The following is a 21,965-nucleotide window of genomic DNA, read 5'->3' as shown; positions in this document are numbered from 1 at the left end:
AAAACTCCTATATTTATGGCATGGAGGAAACTTCGATAAAACCAAATAGCCGTAAAGCCATCAAATATCGCGGAGTTGAATGTCTCAACTGCGCTCACCCTTTGGATCTTACAGACAGATTCTGCGCGTATTGCGGTCAGCTTAATACGACAAAACGCCTTACGCTTAAAGATTTTTTTAGTGAGTTTGTTTTAAGTGTGTTTACATATGACTCACGTTTTAGACATACATTAAAAGATTTACTCTTTAAACCAGGCACTATTACACGCTATTATGTGGATGGTAAACGGTTTCACTATGCAAATCCATTTCGTTTTTTTCTTAGTGCTAGTATCTTTTACTTTATTCTTTTAGGGGTTATTACATTTTTTACTGCAGATATCTCTGAGGAAACTCTAAACTCTCCTGTCGTAAATTTTAATATGAATAACAAAGAAGCTATTGAGGCATTAGATACTGCTTTACAAGATTCTATCCCTGAGATAAAAGGAATTCCTGCTCAATTTAATAATGATATAAAAGCAGCTATAGAAGAAGCTAAAAAAGAAACCGAACGAAAGAAAGCTGAAAATGCAGAAAAAGATTCATTAGGCTATAAATATATTGCCCAAAAAGACATGGATACTTTAAATGGTTTTTCGCGGTTTTTTGAAAAATTTGAACTTTTTAGAGATTTCTATGCAGCTACAGACATAAGCAATACTAGTCAAGCACTAGACAGTCTTAAGTATGACAAAACCAGATTCAATGTTTGGTTATACGATAAAAACTACTCTATAGAACGTGTAGAAAAAGACCCATTACGATTTGCAAATTATATGGCATCAAAAACTCCATTCTTTCTGTTTTTCTTTGCTCCATTTTATGCTATATTTTTCTGGTTTATTTATTCCAAAAAGAGGGCAAATTACATGGAACACCTTGTTTTTATCTTCCATATTTTTAGTTGGATTTTTGTTGTTTTATTAATCTCTTTAATCCCAGATATCTTTATTTCTAACGACAGTATCTTTTCTTCCATTCTTCTTACACTGGTAGGTCCATTTTATTTTTATAAGGCCTTGAGAAACTTTTATAAACAAAATCGCGTTATCACATTAATAAAATTCGTATTTTTAAATATTGTTTTCATGATATCAACTTCAATTTTTGCGTTGATATTCTTTGCACTAACAGCGGCTTTTTATTAGAAAGAGATGGTACAACAGGTCACAAGAGGCATAAAAATTTCGGTAGAAACCAACTTTGAAGGCACATTTTATAAAAATTATAAAATGCATTTTGCTTTTGGATATCGTGTGACTATTGAAAATCAGAGCAAGGACTCCGTTCAATTAATGGCACGCCATTGGAAAATATATGACTCACTAAATTCTCCGGAAATTGTAGATGGTGAAGGGGTTATAGGAAAAAAACCTGTTTTAAAACCAGGAGAAAAACATGTATATAGTTCTGGATGTTTACTTACCTCTCCATTTGGAGCTATGAAAGGGTATTACCACATGGTAAACTTTACAACCACTCGAAAATTTAGAGTAAAAATCCCAACCTTTAAATTAAGTGCTCCTTTTGCTTTAAACTAGGCACTATATTTTTCTTTTCCAGAGATTACACTTTTTCTTATTAGATCAAAACGATAGGTTTTTCCTTCCTGTTCTAGTGTGCAAAATGCACAATTACTATCATATACAAATGCATACTTCCTAGTAACGTCAAAACCATCTGGGATTTGCGCCACTCCCTTATAATCTGGAATTCCTTTCTCTGTAAATCTTGTAATAAGAACTTGGTTTTTGGTTTCTTCTTCTAAAAGAAACCAAGCACTACTTCCGATACCTGTTAAAAGTTGAGCTCCTTCAGGTAATTCTATATCATCTTCACCATCTTGTAGGTGCGAAGCTGGTACTTTCTTATCAAAATAATTGGTGAGATTTTCTCGTAATGCCGTCGAATTATATTCTGAAATAACCCCATCATACACTTGATATACTTTATCAGACGCACTCTTTTCTACATTTCCAACAGTACTAGGAGTAAATTTTTTATTATGATTAAGTGCTTTAATAATATGTTTTTCTTCTGTAGAAGAAAGTATGGTTTCTGTCACAAATCTTGCACAATTACTTCCTAAATTCCCAAAAGCTTTATAAGGGATACTTCCTTGTTCTTGAAGACTAATGATATATTCGTGTGCCTTTTCATAGTTCACATATTCATTTAAAGAAGCAACCAGCCTTCCAGAACCATGTGTTTTTTCAGGATGTGCATCTAGCCAAAGCAAAAACTCGTTTAAGTTCTCAAGGGTGTCCCCATTAAGTATTGCTTTAAATGGAATCTCTAATTCTGCATCTGTTTTTACCCCACGTACTCTTCCCAATCCTTCAGGAGTAATATAGCGTCCAAAGTCATAGTAAAAAGCATTTCCAGTAGCGTTTTCTATAAGCACAAGTGCAGCATGTCCCGCTTTTATGTGTGAACGGGTTCCTAGACCTACAAGCGGCAGTAATTTACACATCAACTCATCAGACATTTTTACGAAAGTGTCTGGAAAAGCTAAAACAATTATTTTCCCATTGTACTTCACACTGTTACTGTATCAAACTCGGCGCGATACACCTCATCTTTTTGCAAATCATAATAGGTCATTGCACAGTTATCATCTATTTTTTCTACTTGAGTAATACTTACTGTTTTCAGCAAGCCGCGGTCCAAAAGCACATCTACATTTTTATCTCCTTCTCCAGCAGTGGTATGAAAATGATGTAGCTTATTTGCATCAAATTTATTTTCATTTGAAAATACTTCAAACCAATCTCGGCGTTTTTGTTTCATCCGTGCATCATATAATGTAGAAGAAGACCATATCTTTGGAGCATCTGGCAATACCGTAATATGAGCCTTGTATCCATCCCACACCAATTCTGTTGCTTTTAATCCTGAACTCCAATCTATGGCTACAATCGTAAAAGGTTCAATCCCTTCATAATTAAAAGTGTCAATGGCAGCACTCAAGTCATCTGCTTTTAAAAGCTCTTTCACTACAACGCCACGACTCATTTTGTAGTTTTCTACCTTCACATGGTTTTCAAAACCACCATTCAGGAGACATATCATCGTATTTTTTTCAGAAACTCCAATCCAAGAACCGCCAGCAACTGCATCTTTTGGGAATAACATTTTTACTCCATCTACATCGTAAAAATCTGGTGGTAGCGTAGTACGCCCAACAGCTTCATCACGATTGGAAGTTAGAATAAAATTAGAATTTCCCTTAGGAATATAGGTTACTGTACACATATGATTTTGGTCAGAAAATTAGCTTGCAACTTACAAAAAATTCTACGAATGCATATCACAATACTTTAATAGATTGAAGATGCGTACGCTTTAACGTTCTACTCTCTCTTTGGTCGTGAATCTCGCTGGCTCGATTTCGTACTTCAACAAGTTCAGTATAAACTTCGCTTTAACGTTTTACTTTCCTTTTAGTCATGAATCTCGCAGGCTCGATTTCGCGAAAGCGTAAACAATTTCGTACCTTCGCAACTCTTAAAATTAAAAAAACTAAACACCTATGGGAAAAGGATTTTTTCAAGTACCAATTGCTGTCAATGAACCTGTAAAAGGATATGCTCCTGGTTCTCCAGAAAGAGAAGCCGTTGCTGCAGCTTATAAAACACTTTTTAATGCACATACCGAAGTACCTATGTACATTAACGGGCAAGAAGTGCGTACAGGAAATACTAGAACAATGTCTCCTCCTCACGATCACCAACATATTGTAGGAGAGTATCATATTGCTGAAAAATCACATATAGAAGATGCTATTGCAGGGGCACTTGAGGCAAGAACAGCGTGGGCTGAACTTCCTTGGGAGCAACGTGCTGGAATTTTCTTAAAAGCTGCCGAGCTTATTGCGGGCCCTTATAGAGCACGTATTAATGCAGCTACCATGATTGCACAATCTAAAACAGTGCATCAAGCCGAAATAGATGCAGCTTGTGAGCTGATTGATTTCTTGCGTTTTAATGTTCAGTTTATGACTGATATTTATAATGAGCAACCAGAATCTACTTCTGATGCATGGAATCGTTTAGAATACCGTCCTTTAGAAGGGTTTATTTATGCTATTACACCTTTTAACTTTACAGCTATTGCGGCAAATTTACCTGCAAGTTGTGCCTTAATGGGGAATGTAGTGGTATGGAAACCATCGGATAGTCAAATGCTTTCTGCTAAGATTATCTTAGATATTTTCCGTGAAGCGGGTGTTCCTGATGGTGTGATTCAAGTGGTACATGGAGATCCCGTAATGATTACAGATACGGTATTAGCTAGTCCTGATTTTTCTGGATTACACTTTACAGGATCAACACATGTATTTAAAGATCTTTGGGCAAAAATTGGAACTAATATTCACAATTATAAAACCTATCCTCGTATTGTTGGAGAAACGGGAGGAAAAGACTTTATCGTAGCACACCCATCTGCTCCTGCAAATCAAGTAGCTACTGCTATTGTACGTGGTGCTTTTGAGTTCCAAGGGCAAAAATGTAGTGCTGCTAGTCGTGCCTATGTTCCTGCTAGCTTATGGCCCGCTGTAAAAGAGCAAGTGATTAAAGATGTAAACTCATTCAAGATGGGATCTCCAGAAGATATGAGTAACTTCATTACTGCTGTGATTCATGAGGGTTCTTTTGATAAATTGGCTTCGTTTATTGATCAAGCAAAAGCAGATGCTGGTGCAGAGATCATTGTAGGTGGTGGTCATGACAAGTCTAAAGGGTATTTTATTGAGCCTACTGTTATTGTAGCAGAAGACCCAAAATATACCACGATGTGTACAGAGCTTTTTGGCCCTGTGATTACGATATATGTTTATGAAGATGCAGATTGGAGTGCAACCTTAGAACTGGTAGATCAAACTAGTGAATATGCCTTAACAGGTGCTGTACTATCTACAGATCGTTATGCGGTACAAGAGGCAACAAAGGCACTTAAAAACGCGGCAGGTAACTTCTACATCAATGATAAACCAACAGGTGCGGTGGTAGGACAACAGCCATTTGGAGGTGCTAGAGCATCTGGAACCAATGACAAAGCAGGTTCTGCCTTAAACTTATTACGTTGGGTAAGCCCTCGTATGATTAAAGAAACCTTTGTCACTCCTACAGATTATAGATATCCATTTTTAGGGTAATCATTTTTACGCTTTCGCGAAAATATATAAAGCAAAAAACATCGCCTTGAAGGCGGTGTTTTTTTATATATGAAAGGTTATGTTATTAAACACCCATTGATATAACTAAATGGATAGTAACTAAGGCAAATTATTAAGGGCTTTTGACCTTTTTTTCGGTATGCCACACTCAGTGTTGGCTCATTCTCGATATGTAATTTTAAACAGCCCATTTGTAATCCTTACGAAGCTACTGAATTGTTATATATTGTCATAATCCTTTTGGATAGATTTTTGATACCCATACTATAGTGAGAGGAACTTTCGTTATATTTGTGATATAATACCTCTAATTATGGGAGCAATAGAACTTAAAGACAAATTAATCCAAATCATAAATAACACTTCAGATGAGAAATATCTGAAAGTACTTTTTGATTTTGCAAAGCATACAAATACTTCTGATGATGCTATTGTCGCTTATACTATTGACGGAACTCCCCTTACTCGTGAACAATATATTGCTAACAATGAAGAAGCCGTAGCTTCTTTCAAAAAAGGTGATTTTAAAACAACTTCTCAACTAAGAGAAAAGTTTGGAGTATAATTTATGAGATTAAATTTTGATGAGATTGTCTGGTCTCCACAATCTGATAAAGACCTCGATGATATTCTAGAATACTACCAAAAGACTTCTCCTGAAAAAGCACATCAGCATATTATTGATATCCTAAATGGCGCAGAAGAAATGGTTTTTTCTGAGCAATGGCAGGTAGATGAATATGATCCTTCTTGTCGTAGAGCAATTATTAAAAAGAAATTTCGAGTGCTTTATAGGGTTATAAATAAAATAGTACTTATTACTCGTGTGTACCCTACTCAAAAAAATCCTGAAGGTATTCTTATAGAATAAGTCTCATATGTTTTTCATAATTTATATTGATAACTTTATTCTAATCTTCATAAATTAATTAGATGTCTTCCGATTCTTCTTCTGTAGGTTTTATTTTTAAATAACTTGTAATACTTTTCAATGTCTCATTCTTGGCATACTCTTTTGATTTAATTCTAGTTTCTAATTCACCTTTAACAGTTTCAATATGTTCTGAAGATTCTGCGACTTTAATTAATTTCTCATTCTTTTGAAGAAATACATTAAAGTTTCTATTTGATTTAATCATTGGGATGATAAACTTAAGGCAACTATCATCAGGTTTTTTTATTAAATTTCCATATTCGATAAGACCTTTTTCAAAAAAGCTAATCTCATCTTCATTAATTTCTCCTCTATCATTTATTAATATATCTCGAACAGACGTAAACGTTGATTTTAATTTCACTTTATTTAATTTGTCCATTAAAGAATCCCAAAATTTATAATTACCACAAACTAAGTCTTGTTTTGCTATTTTTTTAAAGTAATCATCAATGGCACTATAAAAATCAGAAGAAAAATTCTTAATCAATGAATTCCCAACCAGGTGAGTTAGTACTTCATAATCTTTATTTTTATCTATAAACGAGGTAAGGATTTTATCTTTTGACAATGACTTATAATATTCTAAAGTTTTTATTACTATTGCATCTATAAGAGCATTATTTTTAACATTAAAATGTTTAAACAATTTCTCATCAATATCTTCTATTTTTATTTTTAAACTTTTATCCCAACTTCTTAGTCTTTTAATAAACAGACCTTCATTGGTAGGATCAGAATCAAAAACGTTTTCTACTATTTTCGAAAAATTAGCTAGAACCCAATCTAAATTTAATTTAGAAATTCCCCGTGGTTCTTCTGTTATTTTCAATGCAATACTCTTTAAACTACTATACTTCTGCGCATTTGAATTCGTTGTCACTAATTCTAAAATATCGTTATAACACAAGTACCATTCTATAACTGAGCAAATATTTTCAATATGGGTTTCATTTAGTGTGTTGAGAGTATTTTGAAAATTTCTTTGGCGATAAGCGTTTTCGAAATTACTTAACCCTATGCAGAAAGCATCATAATAGATATTATCAGAATCTAATTTATTAAGTGTAAGTTGTGAATAGAACGTATCTGTCAATTTTAACGTTACATATTTTTCATTTAGTGCCTTTACGACTTTTAAAAGGTCATCTAAATCATTCTTTTGATCATGATTAATATTCTCAATCAGTTCTTTAACATTATCTTGAATATCTTGAAACTTATAATTCTTTTTACCTTTAATAATTGAGAACTCCTTAATATATGGAAGAAGATATTCTATATTAATCGTATTATCTTCATTGATTATATAATTGGTTAAATTTTCTTCTTTACAATCAATTTTATAACTATTAAATTTACTAGGTTCTTTATTCACAAAATCTAAATAAGGTATTGCATCAAAATAAACTGGCTTAAGAAATTCATCAATTTTACTATTAAAAATACCCTTTTCGATTAAAAAACTTTCGAGAAGTTGAATTTGAGTAAAATAATTACTTTGGTCTTTCGTTTTTTCATCTTCAAGTTTAGAAATTAATGTATCTATTAATTTATTAATAACCTTACGGCCCTTAAATTCATCAATATTAAGTAAGATATTTTCATGTTTTAAAGTAAAAGAATTAAACTCTGAATCGTATGTAATAATTTTATCGGCTACATCATTCCAAAATGAGTTCATTAATGATTCAGGCAACTTCTCTTTTAAAGAAATTAATATTTTATCAATATGTTTAACTATTTTAGGAAACCCTGCTGAATAATATGCTTTATTGAAATAATTTGAAAATGCTGAATGATCAGACGCAGACAATAAGGCTTTAGAATCACCTATCCTCAAATTAGCCTGAAATTCTCTTAATAATAATACTTCATTTGCATGTTCTCGAGGTATTCCAAAAGTTAAAGCTGCTATTATTTCATCTAATTCTTCTTTATCTGGAAATAAGTTTTCTAATGATGATAAATAATTTCTTAATGGAATTTCAGTATACGGGTCATATATAATATCATCCTTTTTCAAACTGAATAATGAAAGATATTTAATTTTGATTTTCTTAGATTTAATTTCTTTTTCCCATTGCAAGTAAAGAGAAACAAGTTCATTAATGTGATTAATTATTTTTCTAGGATTAATTATTTTATCCTCTGATAACAAATCATATATAGTAATAAGCTCAATTCTATCTGATTGATTAATTAATTCCTCTCCGAAAGCTAATGTCAACTTATCCTTAAAAAACATCTCCCAATTTGTAACTATTGGTGGTGTAACTCTGAAGTTTATAGCTATGGATTTTTCAATAAACCCTATTCCAACACCCCCCTCTCCAAGTTGTAATATGAGTTCTCTTTTATTATAAGGAATAATAATGTAAGAATTGATTTGGGTTTTACTTTCTGCAAAAAATGTATGTATAGAAGACCATAATGATTTGACCTTATCAGTATCTAGTCTATCTAAATTATCGAATACTATTAATAATTTACCCTTAGAAGAAATATCCTTTTCGATTTTATAAAAGTATTCTCTAAACATTAAGACAGTAGGGTCTTCTTCAATAATCCTTTCTGTTTCTTCTGTCAAGATATCTTGTCCACTAAACCAATAAAGTATTTTCCCTAAAGTATCCCATTGTGTTTCCTTGTCTTTTTCATTTTTATCTTTATTTATCTGCCTAGCAACACTATACTCTTTTTTTATATTAACAAGTCCAATTACTAATAAGATAAAAGGCGCTAAATAAACACTAATTATGGTTTTCCATACTCCAAAATGTATTATAGGTAATACTTCTTTATCTTTTAAAACAAGAGTATAGAAACCTGTCAGAATTCCAAGTAAAACAAATGAGGACATTATGAAAAACCAATGTTTCTTTACTTTTGGATACTTCTCCTTTAATGATCTGGAAGTCTTAGCTAGAAGTTGGTTTTCTAGTTTTTGCCATTCTTCTGAATTAGTTAGAAATTTTTTATCAAATAATTCATTTATAAGTTGTTCAAGGAAAGATTTCCTAGTCAAATCTTCTTGATTACCCCATGCATCAAAAATAAATGTATGATAACCTTCGCTATTTAATTTCTTTTCTATAATCCTAACTACATTTGACTTCCCACTTCCCCAATCACCTTCGAGACCAATAATTTTTGTTTCTAATAAATCTTTTTTAATTATTTCAGAAACTTTATTAGCTATCTTCTTTTGGGAACCCCCAAAACTATCTATTCCTTGAGGCTGATTTGATATGAATTGAGGAAATTTTTTTTCACTCATAAAATGTATTTTAATACTAAATTCCTATTATTTAAGATTATTTTATTACGGTTTTCCGTAATGAAGGGAGGAATAAATAATCCCCAGTGAATACTGAGGTTTATTTAGAGTAATACATTTAATTTAAGGGATTTGTAAGATACAGTAATTAATTGATAGGATGCAAATTATCAATCATTTCTTGTAGGTTTTCAATATCATCTTGCACAAATCGTTCGGTGGAAGAAATATGACGATGCCCTGCCATATATTGCACCTCACGTATGTTGTGAAGTTTTAACCAATGGGTAATGACTGATGCTCTTAGCTGATATCTTTAATATTATGGTTGATCCTATGCAGTTTTTTAAACAGCCAGTCCGTAACGGTAATCGATCCCCGTTACGAGATATAAAAGCGGTTGTGTGACATCCAATCGATTCCTGTAGTACTTCCCCTGCTAGTTTGTATATACTCTGCCAGAGAAAGGATTTGTGGCGATTTAATTTCAAGTTCCCATGTAGTCTAGGAATCAAAAAACATTATAAAGAACATAAGAAAAGCCTATTAATAAAATAGCTGCTAAAAATAGATATGCATTTAATATAAAATTTGCTGATCTACTTTTTAAATCTAAATCTTTATTTTCATTCAAAAGATTTGCTTTACTTTTGATCATCCTAAAAATTGTAAAAATTAATGCAACGAGTAAGCATATAATTACGAGTATGTATAAGGGACTAGATTCTTTTCGAGCATTGGATTTAATCATTTCGTTTCCTTTTACATATCCATCCATTAGAATTTCCTTGTTGTCTTTTGCAGAGTAAATAATTTTAACCTCTAAACTAAAACCTGGATCAAAATTTTTCCAATCTAAGATTAGATCATTCTGTTCTCTTTTTAATTTGAAATCCCCCAGTCCGTCATGAGACTGGTTTACTATCTCATATTCCAATATTTTTATATTTTCATCTTCAATAAATTTTAAGTTATTCCTTATATCTTCTCTCTTGATCTCTAATTTTCCATTATTCCATATAATGATATTTGCTACATAAACATTCGAATTGACTGCAATATCATTATAGTAAAATTGAATTTTTGATGAAGTATTATTAGAATCAAAAATAAGTGTTGGTGCTTTTTTAAAAGTATATGTCGGCTCTCTTTCAGATTTATTTATAAGCTTATTAAAAATTAAAGTAGTTGTAATTGTACATAAAGCAATTAAGGCTGGTACAAAATACTTTTTATTCGTAATTTTCATATTCATAATATTCTAATATAATGGGAGATAAGTCAGATATGCTAAAATTATTAAAAAAGGATGGATTGGTAATGATTAGTATAGCGATAATCCCCTTTTTTTATTATAGTTATAATAATTTACCATCTAGTAATGTTTTTGAAACTTATTTAATTACTTTTCAAACATCTGAAACTCCTATATACATATTTGCATACCTTTTAATAGGTAAACTTACTGCACTATTTATTTCTGTATTATTTTATATATTCAATAATAGAGGGTGGAAAATTGTAATTCTGATTCCAATAACAATGTACTTGTTTCAAATAAGTCTCATGCTCTATGATGAACTCCAAATAGTAAAATTAAATACATCTGCCTTGATATCATTAGTTCTTATTCTACTAACCTTAATTGTATTATTTTATTTAAGCCAATTATATATAGGACTTCTTAATAAAAATTGAAGCACTATTATATTCAGCATCTTTATACTTATAAAATAGGATGCAAACTATCAATCATTTCTTGTAGATTCTCAATATCATCTTGCACAAATCTTTCGGTGGAAGAAATATAGCGATGCCCACTCATATATTGCACCTTCTAGTATATTATAAAACTTTAATCAATGTTCGTCTCTGATGTATATTTTGATTTTGAAGTTAATGCTAATCTTTTTTTAACAGCCAACAAGCAATCGTAAAACGATTCGATTTTTACGATATAAAGATTACTATAACAAAGTATTAGAATATATTGTTTGTATCGGAACTATTCACTTATCTAGTGGTCACTTATTGTTCTGTACTGTTTTAGTTCTTCAATTAGTCTGATTAAGTCTTCTTTAACACCAGAAAATACTTTTGTGTTATATTTAATATCTAACTCAGATTCTAAGATTTCATTTTTTCGTTTCTTATCAGTTAAAAATATATCTGAAATAGGTAAACCGTTAATTATACGCATAAAGTCAATTTGATCATTAGGAGTTGTCTTTTTGCTATATATAGATGCAATAGTTTCTAATGTTGCTCTAATATTTAGAGTTGGTATATTGTCAAATCCGTTATTTTTAAATTCTAAAATTAACTTTCTAATTTCTTTATTGCTAAACTTATGTTTTTTCAATAATTGATCAATTATTAGATCTATCCAATTAGGAACTTCTTTTTCTCCAAACTGATCACCTCTAATCATTAATTGCTGATTTTTTTGAAGCTTAGTAAGTCTCTCTATGAATGACTTAGATTGCATTTTCTTTAGAATCTTAAACATTTGATTCTTAATATCAGACTTAGTTTTTTGTCCGTTAGTGATTTTTCTTAATGAATTTATGCTTTCTGTACCTTTATCAATTAGATATCCAAAATCATCATTTGCTTTGTTGAACGTTAAATAGTTTTTTTCGTTTTCAAAAACCCCTCCGACATTAGAGTGCATATATGTTTTTTGGGTAATCTTATTTTTTCTAATTCTAGATGAAATTAATTGAGAAGTAATAAAAAGTTCAGGTTTTAGACTATATCCATCTGATAGTTTAGTAAAAAACAAATCATGTTCTTTAGCGCTTACATAATCTTTTTTTGAAGTTTCTAAATAGTGTTCAGGGGAAAGAGGGCAAAATAAAACTCCATTTTCATATCCTTTTAGAAGTAATTCTTTTATCTCAAACCAGTATTCACCCTTTTCTGACTCCATCAAATCAGTTATTGCGAATTGGTCAAGATATATACAGAGTTTATTGTTTACCATTTTTTATTACTCATGTAATTTGATTTACATTTTTGGAATTTAACATACATTTTTATCAATAAAACTTATGTATTTCCTATTCTAGTTCTAGTCTTAGGTTCACTCATTTTTGTTTTCCAAATATTAATTAGCGACTCGTATTCACTATATAATTCTGGATTTCTTACTTTTCTTATATGAACTATATATGGTCGAAAACAGTTAAAATATCTTGTCATAGTACCCATTAAAGCAGTTTTGATAACTTCTTCATCATAAATACCTTGATTAACTCCTCGAGAGAAACCTTCAAAAGTATTTAAAACAGAATGTATATAACCCTGTAAGTCCATATCTGTTTTAAATTTTGAAATAATTGTATCTAATGGTATAGCATCATTAATATCAATTTGATCAAGAGATTCTCTAAGTTCTTTTGTTTTATTTTGATTTCTAAAGGAATTAATAACATTCTGTGATGCTATTCTCCTATTCCAGTCATGATTATCCTTGTGTATTTCTCGAGTGAGTTCAATAGTCTCAAGAGCACTATTCAGTTGCTTTCTTGCTAATTTAATTTGGTTTCCTGCATACAATAGGCCACTAATAGTTATGGTAATTGTTATTAGAGATATTATTAAACTCCAAATTTCATAATTTGTCATTTCTTAGACGTTTTTTGTTTAATTTTCTTGTAAGGCTTAACAAGTCATAGCAATATTTTATTCAAAATGCTTTGGCTTTCCATTTTTATTAAAAGTCCAAGGCATATTAGTTCTTTTATTTAATTCATATGAGAAATAATTGACTTTAGCCTTAGAAAGAACACTATTTGTTAGTGAAACCGATTTCACTTCTTTTACATTTATTTTTAGTAATTGATCTTGAATGTCATCGAGCATTTTCCCAGAATAGACATTCCCTATTACCACGAGAATCTTTTTATCTTTAAATTTACTTAAGGAAGTTTTTGAATAGTTATTCTGTCTTTTTTTATCCTTCCAAGTATAATATACATCCCAGTATACCATCGGTTTATATGTAGGGTGGAGATTTGCAGAAATATTTGCTCCCAAAATTGCTCCACCTCGACCGATTGCCAAAATTAAGTCAGGGTTATAGCCGTCGATGTTTATTTGATTTATTACATCCTTTGCCCCTTTTTCAATTTTATTCCATGTGTAGCGATTGGAAATCAAATTCTGAATACGGTCTTTAAGAACTAATGTTGCTGCTATTCCAGTTAAGACAGAAATTATTATTGTAAAATATTCCATGTTTATTTTTTCAATGACTACAATAGTTTTATAAAATAAATGTCTTTTATATTCCACTTATGCTTATACATAAATCTAAAAAAGTTTAAATTCAATTTATAGTATGCTTGTTTAAGAAACATTATAATATATATAACCAATAAATATTTACGGTTTTCCGTAATCAGAGGAGAATAAACAAATAATCCCCAATGAGTATTGAGGTTTGTTTAGAGTAATACATTTAATTTAAGGATTTACAATCTATGTAATTAATTGATAGGATGCAAATTATCAATCATTTCTTACAAGTTCTCAATATCATCTTGCAGGAATCGTTCAGTTGAAGAAATATACCGATGCCCTGCCATATATTGCACTTCACGTATGTTATGAAGCTTTAACCAATAAGTAATCACCGATGCTCGTATCTGATGGGCGTTTTTGATATTTAGGTTAATGGTGCGTAGTTTTTTAAACAGCTGACAAGCAACCGTAAAACGATCCTAGTTTTGCGGTATAAACGCCTCTGTGTGGCACGCTACAGCATTTTGCAATACTTCCCTATCCTTTTGTATATACTGGGCTAAAGAAAGCACCTGTGGCGATTTGATTTCTAGTTTGCGATAGTTGGTTTTCCGTGTACTAGTGATATCAATAACCTACTCCCTCCTAAACAAATTCACTGTCACAGCAGCCAGTTCAGAATTTGGGAACTTCTGTCCTAATCGTTGGTCAGGATGGAGGCCTGCTTCGGCAAGTATTTTGTAGAACACAGGTACTTCTACGATATATTGATCTGAAAATCCATGGGTAGCATCATAAGCGGTTACTGCAGTTTTTCCAATATGTTTTGCAACGATTTCTGGCGGTACTGTATGTAATTCGATAACCAATAAACCAAATGTAGACACATACGGCGCCCATTTTTCAATATGTTCTAATAAGGAATCTTCTACCTGATCATTAGACATACGTTCCCCTTCAAAAACATAGGCTCCTGTTGAGTCACTTATTCGCTTTTCTAATCTTGACTCTGGCATTTTCCAAATACGGTTATGATCTAGGAACGAACGCACATTTAATAGTTCTCCTAATGCAATTCCATAATTATCTTGAAGGTCTTTTGCTAATCGGTCAGGATCTCCAATATCACCCCAGACTACTTTTGCCCAGATTTCTGCTTGTACCAAATTTGCTTTTGTAATACTTAGTGCCGCTTCATTATAGTCGGCTCCAACCAAAATAAGAGGGTGTTCATCCAGCATTCGCCCGCGGAGGGTTTGTTTTTCAATGACATTATATAAGTGAATTAAAAAAGCACCATTTCCACAACCCATATCTAAAATCCCTTTCGGTTGTTCTTCTATAGGTTTATTGAATAGGTGAATGATAATTTCATCTACCACTTTAAAATAACTCGCATGTGCACCACCACTTCCCCATACATTCATAGCCCTATCTACATGTCCTTCTTTATTGCCATCTCCTGCTTCTTTGGCTGCTTTTGCGTTTCCGAATAATAACTCATCTAGCTTACGGAATGTTGGAATATAAGACACTGTCACCCCATAGGCACTAGCTCGTTTTGCATAAAAAAGTCCTTTTTCTGTAAATTCATAAGTACCATTATGAGATGCAAACAATTCAAAATAGCATAAAATATCCAGCAACTCTTTAAAATGAGCCGCATCTTTATGGAATTCTTCAGGTTTAAAGCTTGCCTGCATAAAGTATTTATGAAACATTCCTCCCATAGCTAGATGCACTAGCGTAGGACCTAAAATAATTCCTTCTATATGTTTTAACACCTGATACTGGACCGTAGCAATAGCATTATCATTGGATATCGTGATTCCATAATTCTTTTTAAAAGACGTAAAAATCTTCTTTAGCATCTGAAAAGGTGCTGCTTCAAACTTACGATCATGAAACTTTCCCGAGAATTTCTGCAAGTTGACTACATCTTCATAAAGATGAAATAAACCAAAAGCAATTTCACTAGAAGCTGTTTTGCTATACAATACATCATCGCCATTATTTTGAATAGATTGCTGCAACCACCCTTGAGAACAAAGCACTCGCAAGGCAACATTGAGATATCCTTCATTTGCATTATATGTTCTTGTGAGTTCTGACAACAAACAAGAATCTTCTTTTAATAACTGTGTTGTAATTCCTTTTGCGTGCAATTCGTATGCAACAGGAGCTGTCACAATACCATCTAAATGTCTAAATAAATCTGAACGATATAGTGCATTATTCTTTTTTGTAGTCATATGATTAAATATAGTAAAAATTGCTACATATCAAGTTAATACATTCTTAAGAACATTACCTCACTCAAAAGTACTGTTCACTCATTTATCGTTTTAAAAGGCAATTGTATAACCTATGTTTGACATCAACAACCAAATAATTATCTCATGAAAAAAATTACACTTTTAGTACTCTTATTATTTTATCTCAATTCTTTAACTGCTCAAACTAGTATTCAAGGAACGGTAATGGATGAAATAAGTTATTTGTCTTTAGCAAACATTCATATTAAAAACACAACGAAAGGGACAACTTCCGATGACCAAGGAAATTTCACATTAAAAGTAAAAAAAGGAGATACACTGGCTATTTCTTATACGGGATATCAAACCCAAGAAATCGTGATAGACACTCAAAAGTTTATTGAGATTATACTAGAAAACGAATCGCTTGATGAAATCATTCTTACAGATAGATATCCAAGAAAAATTTCTTGTGGTTCTTATGTATATACAATAACAATCATTGAAGAAGTCATAAAAACATCTCCTTCTATATTCCCCAATCCATCATCAGATGGAATCTTTCATCTTAAAATGCCTTCACCTTACAAAGAGGTTCAAGTATATGTTACAAACTTATTAGGGCAACAAGTAATGACTAAAACGTATCAAAACGTAGATGCTACTATTACATTAGATGTAGCTTCTATGAAAACCGGAATTTATCTTATCAATATGGTGGCAGATGGAGAGCATCTACCTACACAGAAAGCCATTAGAAAGTAAATGTTTGATGTTTTATATGCTTTCGCGAAAGCGTATAAAGGATATTTGTTTTTCACCCTCCAATTACACCCCAATCAGATCTATCATTTTCATCAGGAGGAATACCGTCATTATCTTGATGATCGTTTGCACCTCCATAAATACATTGGGGTTTTAAAATCTCGTATGTTTTTAATTTTTCCATGCTTCAATATACACTAACTTTTTTAAAAAACACCAGCTGCAATTTGTCTGATATTATCACTTTTTCCCATAGAATAATAATGAAGAACGGGAACACCTGCTTCTTTTAACTCCTTACTTTGTTGGATACACCACTCTATTCCAACCTGACGAACAGCAGCTGCATCTTTAGACTTTACGACTTCCATTACTAGCGCATCCGGTACATCTACACTAAAACGCTGTGGGATCATATTCAATTGTTTTCTTGTAGACAGTGGTTTTAACCCCGGAATAATAGGTTTTGTGATACCCGCAGCACGGCATTTATCTACAAAGTCAAAATACTTTTGATTGTCAAAAAACATTTGCGTTACTACATAACAAGCTCCGGCTTCTAGTTTTTTCTTTAAGAAATGAATATCACTTTCTAAACTAGGTGCTTCCAAGTGTTTTTCAGGATAACCAGCTACACCTACACAAAAATCTGTTTTAGAACTATTTAAAAGATCTTCATCTAGATACTTCCCATCATTCAGATCCATAATTTGCTCTACCAAATCTTGCGCATACATATTTCCATTTTTATTAGGTTTGAAATACGTTTCACTTTTTACAGCATCTCCACGTAATGCCATAACATTTTCTATCCCTAAAAAATCCATATCAATCAAAAAATTCTCGGTATCTTCTTTTGTAAAACCACCACACAGCACGTGAGGTACAGCGTCAACGCTGTACCTATTTTGTATGGCTGCACAAATACCCACAGTACCTGGACGTTTTCGAACCACCTTTTTCTCTAGTAATCCATCAGGACGTTCTTTATAGATATACTCTTCTCGGTGATAGGTCACGTCAATAAATGGAGGTTTAAACTCCATTAACGGATCTATATTTGAGAATATAGTATCTATATTTTGCCCTTTGAGAGGTGGTAATATCTCAAAAGAAAAAGCAGTTTCTTTCTTTTCTAACGCTTGGGCGATGTGGTCAATTACTTTGGTCATACTTTTTAATTAAACGTATTTTTAGTAGGATAAAAATTTCTTTTATCTATTCGAGCGCAGTCGAAAACTATATATTCCTAATCTCTCGACTGCGCTCGAGAAGACGCTATTATTCAGTTTCATGCGATAGTAGGCGCTAACCATTTTTCCGCTTTCGCGAAAGCGATCTCTTTCCTATTTGCATAGTCTCGCACTTGATCTTCTTTTATTTTCCCCAATCCAAAATAACGTGCTTCTGGATGTGCAAAATAATAGCCACTTACACTTGCTGCTGGCCACATTGCCAGACTATCTGTAAGGGTTACACCTATACTTTCTTTTACTTGTAATAACTCCCAAATCGTTTCTTTTTCTAAATGATCTGGACACGCTGGATATCCGGGTGCTGGTCGGATACCTCTATATTTTTCTTTAATTAATTCTTCATTTTGCAAAACCTCATCGGTTGCATATCCCCAATGTATTGTTCGTACTTCTTTATGAAGATATTCTGCAAAAGCCTCTGCTAAACGATCAGCTAGAGCTTTAATCATAATGGCATTATAATCATCTAGCGCCTCTTCAAATTGGGCTGCTTTTTGAGCAGTTCCAAATCCAGTGGTTACACAAAAAGCGCCTATATAATCTTGCAATCCGCTTTCTTTTGGCGCAATAAAATCGGCGAGTGCTATGTTAGGCTTTCCTGATGCTTTTTTAGATTGTTGACGTAGGGTTCTGAATATTCTTCTCTGCCTTTCAGGCATCTCACCCTGAGGGAGAGAATTCTCTAATCCTTTTGAAATAGTTACTTCAACATCATCATCGTTTACAGTATTTGCTTCAAAAAGACCAAAAGTAGCTTTGGCGGTAAGCCATTTTTCTTTAAAAATCTGCTGAAGCATTTCTTGCGCATCAGCAAAAAGCTCTGTAGCTTGTTTTCCTACAATTTCATCGGTAAGAATATTTGGATATCTTCCATGCAAATCCCAACTTCTAAAAAACGGACTCCAATCGATATAATCTTCTAGTTTTTGAAGATCAAAATCTTCTAGTATTTGAACACCTATTTTTTTAGGCTTGACTATATCTTCTGATTTCCAATCGATTGTATATTTATTGGCTCTCGCTTCTTCTATCGTTAGATATTCTTTAATTTTTTGACGCGAGTTAAAGCTTTCGCGAAAGCGTGTATACTCTTCTTTTAACTGATTTTTAAAAGTGGTTTTGGTATCTTTTTGTAGCAAATCACCTACCACAGTTACGGCACGTGATGCATCATTTACATGCACCACTGTATTTTTATATTCGGGATCTATCTTTACAGCGGTATGTGCTTTACTAGTAGTTGCACCACCTATTAAAATTGGAATTTCAATATCTTGACGTTGTAGTTCTTTGGCCAGATAGACCATCTCATCTAGAGAAGGCGTAATCAACCCACTTAATCCTATGATATCTACATTATTTTCAATAGCTGAGGCAATAATTTTTTCTGGAGGCACCATGACGCCTAAATCAATAATTTCATAATTATTACAGGCTAAGACCACCGAAACAATATTTTTTCCAATATCATGTACATCACCTTTTACAGTTGCCATCAAGACCTTTCCAGCATTTTGGCTTTCTCCTGTAGTTCCGTTTTTAAGTTTTTCTTCTTCAATAAAAGGTAATAAATACGCTACTGCTTTTTTCATTACTCTCGCTGATTTTACAACTTGAGGTAAAAACATTTTTCCACTTCCGAAAAGATCACCTACGACATTCATCCCCGTCATTAGATGTCCTTCAATAACTTGTATAGGTGCTGATACCGAAAGGCGTGCTTCTTCTACATCTTCTACTATATACTTATCAATTCCTTTGACTAAAGCTCTAGTGATTCTACTCTGGATATCGCCTTCTCTCCAAGCTTCTGTTTCTTTTTCTGTCACTACTTTCTGACCAACAGTTTCGGCAAAATCTAATAAACGCTCGGTAGCATCATCGCGTCTATTGAGAATAACATCTTCTACATGTTCTAATAGGTCTTTTGGAATATCATCATACACCTCTAACATAGATGGGTTTACAATTCCCATATTCATTCCTGCTTCAATAGCGTGATATAAAAACACAGAATGCATGGCTTCACGCACGGTATTATTTCCGCGAAAGCTAAAAGAAACATTACTTACGCCTCCACTGACACTACAATGCGGTAAATTTTTACGCACCCATCGGGTACCTTCTATAAAATCTATAGCATTGAGTTTATGCTCATCCATTCCTGTGGCCACAGGAAATATATTGAGATCAAAAATGATATCTTCTGGAGGAAAATGTACTTCGTTTACCAAAATATCATAAGATCGTTTTGCAATTTCTATACGTCTTTCATAAGTATCGGCTTGCCCAACTTCATCAAATGCCATCACAATCACAGCAGCTCCATATCTTTTGATGCGTTTTGCTTGTTGTTTAAACTCCAGCTCTCCTTCTTTAAGACTAATAGAGTTAACGACACATTTCCCTTGTACTACTTGAAGTCCTGCTTCTATAATAGCCCATTTAGAGCTATCTATCATGATGGGAACACGTGCAATATCAGGTTCGGCGATGACAAGGTTTAAAAAACGAACCATCGCTTCTTTTCCATCAATAAGACCGTCATCCATATTGATATCTATGATTTGTGCACCATTTTCTACTTGTTCCCGTGCAACAGCTAAGGCTTCATCAAATTTTTCTTCTTTTACAAGTCTCAAAAATTTTCTTGAACCCGCTACATTGGTACGTTCACCAACATTTATAAAATTACTTTCTGGTGTAATTATGAGTGGTTCTAGACCTGATAACTTTAGATATCTTGGAGCTTCTTTTTTCATACCGTTACAGATCTTGGGGTTACTCCTTCTACAATACTTGCAATGGCTTTGATATGTGCTGGAGTGGTCCCGCAGCATCCTCCTACAATATTTACTAGGTTTTTATCTACATAATTCTTGATCTGAACAGCCATTTCTTCTGGTGTTTCATCATATTCTCCAAAGGCATTAGGTAATCCTGCATTAGGGTGGGCAGATATTCCTGCTTGTGTTCTAGAAGCAATGGCTTCTAGGTGTGGTTGTAATTGCTTGGCTCCTAGTGCACAATTAAATCCTACAGAAAGCAATGGAATATGCTGAATAGATATTAAAAATGCTTCAGCGGTTTGTCCTGATAATGTTCTTCCAGAAGCATCAGTAATTGTCCCACTAATCATTACAGGAATATCAGTATCACGTTCTTCTTTTACTTCTTCTATAGCAAATAGCGCTGCTTTTGCGTTTAAGGTATCAAAGACGGTTTCTACTAATAATATATCTACACCTCCATCTATAAGAGCTTCTACTTGTTGTTTATAGGCGATGCGTAATTCATCAAAAGAAATAGCACGATATCCTGGGTCATTGACATCTGGAGACATACTTGCAGTTTTATTGGTAGGGCCAATACTTCCAGCGACAAAACGTGGTTTATGAGGTTCTTTTTCTGTAAAGGATTGTGCGACTTCTTTGGCAATTTTCGCGGAAGCGTAATTTAATTCATAGACTACGTTTTCCAACTCATAATCTGCCATAGCAATGGTAGTGCCTGAAAATGTATTGGTCTCGACAATATCTGCTCCTGCCTCAAAGTATTTGCGATGCACTTCTGCAATTGCATGAGGTTGTGTGATACTCAATAAGTCATTATTTCCTTTAAGAGGAATGTGAAAATCTTTAAAACGCTCTCCTCTAAAATCTTCTTCAGAAAACTTATAAGCCTGTAACATGGTTCCCATGGCTCCATCTAGCACAAGGATACGTTCTTTAAGAGCTTTATATACTGTATTCATTTTTCTTTTCTAGTCAATCTCTGTACAAAAACTATTGAAAAGAGGTAGTCTTATAGTTTTTATGAACTACAAGAACACTTATTATATCAAGAATGAACACGGGTTTACAAACCATTGTTTGGGGTTATCTATTCCTATAATCAGGATAGAATGTAGCACCTTCTTTCAAGAGAAAGGGTTGCTAAGGTTTCACAGGGTCTATTCCCTCCGCCTTTCTTGATAACTTCTCAAAATGCACTGAACTTTTATTCC

Annotated in this window: 19 protein-coding genes and 1 riboswitch; of the genes, 7 read left to right on the top strand and 12 right to left on the bottom strand. The window is 32.9% G+C overall.

All coding sequences use genetic code 11. The annotated features are described in order from the left end of the window. Positions 1-20 precede the first annotated feature (20 nt). Both CHB80_RS13200 and apaG read left to right on the top strand, forming a co-directional pair. Positions 21-1,190, top strand: a complete 1,170-nt coding sequence (locus tag CHB80_RS13200) for a DUF3667 domain-containing protein (protein ID WP_089371963.1) — start codon at positions 21-23, stop codon at positions 1,188-1,190. Between the two features lie 6 nt (positions 1,191-1,196). Next, positions 1,197-1,583, top strand: coding sequence for a Co2+/Mg2+ efflux protein ApaG (gene apaG, locus CHB80_RS13195; protein ID WP_089371962.1), 387 nt, complete (start codon positions 1,197-1,199; stop codon positions 1,581-1,583). Here apaG and CHB80_RS13190 read toward each other — a convergent pair. Continuing rightward, positions 1,580-2,584, bottom strand: a complete 1,005-nt coding sequence (locus CHB80_RS13190; RefSeq protein WP_089371961.1) for a DUF6695 family protein — start codon at positions 2,582-2,584, stop codon at positions 1,580-1,582. The genes apaG and CHB80_RS13190 overlap by 4 nt on opposite strands. Then, positions 2,581-3,297 carry an NRDE family protein gene (locus CHB80_RS13185; RefSeq protein WP_089371960.1) on the bottom strand — a complete coding sequence of 239 codons (717 nt, stop codon included), beginning with the start codon at positions 3,295-3,297 and terminating at the stop codon, positions 2,581-2,583. Before CHB80_RS13185 ends, CHB80_RS13190 begins: the two co-directional genes overlap by 4 nt. Positions 3,298-3,574: 277 nt before the next feature. Here CHB80_RS13185 and pruA point away from each other — a divergent pair, with 277 nt between their 5' ends. The 3 genes from pruA to CHB80_RS13170 all read left to right on the top strand — a co-directional run bounded on the left by pruA (position 3,575) and on the right by CHB80_RS13170 (position 6,092). Beyond that, positions 3,575-5,200 (top strand): L-glutamate gamma-semialdehyde dehydrogenase, encoded by a 1,626-nt coding sequence (pruA, locus tag CHB80_RS13180; protein WP_089371959.1) that lies wholly within the window; start codon positions 3,575-3,577, stop codon positions 5,198-5,200. 334 nt (positions 5,201-5,534) lie between these two features. Further along, on the top strand, positions 5,535-5,786 hold the full coding sequence (locus tag CHB80_RS13175) for a hypothetical protein (protein ID WP_089371958.1): 252 nt from the start codon (positions 5,535-5,537) through the stop codon (positions 5,784-5,786). Between the two features lie 3 nt (positions 5,787-5,789). After that, positions 5,790-6,092, top strand: a complete 303-nt coding sequence (locus CHB80_RS13170; protein ID WP_089371957.1) for a type II toxin-antitoxin system RelE/ParE family toxin — start codon at positions 5,790-5,792, stop codon at positions 6,090-6,092. A 58-nt stretch (positions 6,093-6,150) separates the two neighbouring features. On the opposite strand, the gene CHB80_RS13165 is transcribed toward CHB80_RS13170, so the two are convergent. Together CHB80_RS13165 and CHB80_RS13160 are read right to left on the bottom strand one after the other, a co-directional pair. Next, complete coding sequence (locus CHB80_RS13165) at positions 6,151-9,435, bottom strand: P-loop NTPase fold protein (RefSeq protein ID WP_089371956.1); 3,285 nt, start codon at positions 9,433-9,435, stop codon at positions 6,151-6,153. Between the two features lie 511 nt (positions 9,436-9,946). Next, entirely contained in the window at positions 9,947-10,684 is a 738-nt protein-coding gene (locus tag CHB80_RS13160; protein WP_089371955.1) for a hypothetical protein, read from the bottom strand. A gap of 38 nt (positions 10,685-10,722) precedes the next feature. Here CHB80_RS13160 and CHB80_RS13155 point away from each other — a divergent pair, with 38 nt between their 5' ends. Then, positions 10,723-11,133 (top strand): hypothetical protein, encoded by a 411-nt coding sequence (locus tag CHB80_RS13155; RefSeq protein ID WP_143337130.1) that lies wholly within the window; start codon positions 10,723-10,725, stop codon positions 11,131-11,133. A 319-nt stretch (positions 11,134-11,452) separates the two neighbouring features. On the opposite strand, the gene CHB80_RS13150 is transcribed toward CHB80_RS13155, so the two are convergent. From CHB80_RS13150 to CHB80_RS13130, 4 genes are all read right to left on the bottom strand, one after another. Further along, the gene (locus CHB80_RS13150) at positions 11,453-12,367 is read right to left on the bottom strand and encodes a hypothetical protein (protein WP_089371953.1); all 915 of its coding nucleotides are present in this window, start codon (positions 12,365-12,367) and stop codon (positions 11,453-11,455) included. A gap of 119 nt (positions 12,368-12,486) precedes the next feature. Continuing rightward, positions 12,487-13,065, bottom strand: a complete 579-nt coding sequence (locus CHB80_RS13145) for a DUF4760 domain-containing protein (RefSeq protein ID WP_089371952.1) — start codon at positions 13,063-13,065, stop codon at positions 12,487-12,489. A 57-nt stretch (positions 13,066-13,122) separates the two neighbouring features. After that, complete coding sequence (locus tag CHB80_RS13140; protein ID WP_089371951.1) at positions 13,123-13,677, bottom strand: phosphoribosyltransferase; 555 nt, start codon at positions 13,675-13,677, stop codon at positions 13,123-13,125. 641 nt (positions 13,678-14,318) lie between these two features. Then, positions 14,319-15,935 carry a class I SAM-dependent methyltransferase gene (locus CHB80_RS13130; RefSeq protein ID WP_089371950.1) on the bottom strand — a complete coding sequence of 539 codons (1,617 nt, stop codon included), beginning with the start codon at positions 15,933-15,935 and terminating at the stop codon, positions 14,319-14,321. Between the two features lie 147 nt (positions 15,936-16,082). Between CHB80_RS13130 and CHB80_RS13125 the strand changes: the two genes are divergently transcribed. Beyond that, a complete protein-coding gene (locus tag CHB80_RS13125; protein WP_089371949.1) occupies positions 16,083-16,703 on the top strand; it encodes a carboxypeptidase-like regulatory domain-containing protein in 621 nt (206 codons plus the stop codon). Between the two features lie 52 nt (positions 16,704-16,755). Here CHB80_RS13125 and CHB80_RS25025 read toward each other — a convergent pair whose 3' ends face one another. The 4 genes from CHB80_RS25025 to CHB80_RS13110 all read right to left on the bottom strand — a co-directional run bounded on the left by CHB80_RS25025 (position 16,756) and on the right by CHB80_RS13110 (position 21,713). After that, entirely contained in the window at positions 16,756-16,887 is a 132-nt protein-coding gene (locus CHB80_RS25025; protein ID WP_262486178.1) for a hypothetical protein, read from the bottom strand. 22 nt (positions 16,888-16,909) lie between these two features. Next, positions 16,910-17,875, bottom strand: coding sequence for a methylenetetrahydrofolate reductase [NAD(P)H] (gene metF, locus CHB80_RS13120; RefSeq protein WP_089371948.1), 966 nt, complete (start codon positions 17,873-17,875; stop codon positions 16,910-16,912). 119 nt (positions 17,876-17,994) lie between these two features. Continuing rightward, the gene (metH, locus tag CHB80_RS13115; RefSeq protein WP_089371947.1) at positions 17,995-20,721 is read right to left on the bottom strand and encodes a methionine synthase; all 2,727 of its coding nucleotides are present in this window, start codon (positions 20,719-20,721) and stop codon (positions 17,995-17,997) included. Beyond that, positions 20,718-21,713, bottom strand: coding sequence for a homocysteine S-methyltransferase family protein (locus tag CHB80_RS13110; RefSeq protein WP_089371946.1), 996 nt, complete (start codon positions 21,711-21,713; stop codon positions 20,718-20,720). Before CHB80_RS13110 ends, metH begins: the two co-directional genes overlap by 4 nt. A gap of 121 nt (positions 21,714-21,834) precedes the next feature. Next, a riboswitch (SAM riboswitch) is annotated at positions 21,835-21,939 on the bottom strand. Positions 21,940-21,965: the final 26 nt, after the last annotated feature.

It is taken from the genome of Dokdonia pacifica (assembly GCF_900188275.1).
In the GTDB taxonomy this organism is placed as follows: Bacteria; Bacteroidota; Bacteroidia; order Flavobacteriales; family Flavobacteriaceae; genus Dokdonia; species Dokdonia pacifica.
The sequence above is the reverse complement of the archived record's forward strand: the minus strand, read 5'-3'. Positions and strand labels throughout refer to the sequence as shown.

Coding starts and splice junctions, on each gene's coding strand:
- CHB80_RS13200 (WP_089371963.1), top strand. CDS start 21: ATGGAGGAAACTTCGATAAAACCAAATAGCCGTAAAGCCATCAAATAT.
- apaG (WP_089371962.1), top strand. CDS start 1,197: ATGGTACAACAGGTCACAAGAGGCATAAAAATTTCGGTAGAAACCAAC.
- CHB80_RS13185 (WP_089371960.1), bottom strand. CDS start 3,297: ATGTGTACAGTAACCTATATTCCTAAGGGAAATTCTAATTTTATTCTA.
- pruA (WP_089371959.1), top strand. CDS start 3,575: ATGGGAAAAGGATTTTTTCAAGTACCAATTGCTGTCAATGAACCTGTA.
- CHB80_RS13175 (WP_089371958.1), top strand. CDS start 5,535: ATGGGAGCAATAGAACTTAAAGACAAATTAATCCAAATCATAAATAAC.
- CHB80_RS13170 (WP_089371957.1), top strand. CDS start 5,790: ATGAGATTAAATTTTGATGAGATTGTCTGGTCTCCACAATCTGATAAA.
- CHB80_RS13165 (WP_089371956.1), bottom strand. CDS start 9,435: ATGAGTGAAAAAAAATTTCCTCAATTCATATCAAATCAGCCTCAAGGA.
- CHB80_RS13160 (WP_089371955.1), bottom strand. CDS start 10,684: ATGAAAATTACGAATAAAAAGTATTTTGTACCAGCCTTAATTGCTTTA.
- CHB80_RS13155 (WP_143337130.1), top strand. CDS start 10,723: ATGCTAAAATTATTAAAAAAGGATGGATTGGTAATGATTAGTATAGCG.
- CHB80_RS13150 (WP_089371953.1), bottom strand. CDS start 12,367: ATGGAGTCAGAAAAGGGTGAATACTGGTTTGAGATAAAAGAATTACTT.
- CHB80_RS13145 (WP_089371952.1), bottom strand. CDS start 13,065: ATGACAAATTATGAAATTTGGAGTTTAATAATATCTCTAATAACAATT.
- CHB80_RS13140 (WP_089371951.1), bottom strand. CDS start 13,677: ATGGAATATTTTACAATAATAATTTCTGTCTTAACTGGAATAGCAGCA.
- CHB80_RS13130 (WP_089371950.1), bottom strand. CDS start 15,935: ATGACTACAAAAAAGAATAATGCACTATATCGTTCAGATTTATTTAGA.
- CHB80_RS13125 (WP_089371949.1), top strand. CDS start 16,083: ATGAAAAAAATTACACTTTTAGTACTCTTATTATTTTATCTCAATTCT.
- CHB80_RS25025 (WP_262486178.1), bottom strand. CDS start 16,887: ATGGAAAAATTAAAAACATACGAGATTTTAAAACCCCAATGTATTTAT.
- metF (WP_089371948.1), bottom strand. CDS start 17,875: ATGACCAAAGTAATTGACCACATCGCCCAAGCGTTAGAAAAGAAAGAA.
- metH (WP_089371947.1), bottom strand. CDS start 20,721: ATGAAAAAAGAAGCTCCAAGATATCTAAAGTTATCAGGTCTAGAACCA.
- CHB80_RS13110 (WP_089371946.1), bottom strand. CDS start 21,713: ATGAATACAGTATATAAAGCTCTTAAAGAACGTATCCTTGTGCTAGAT.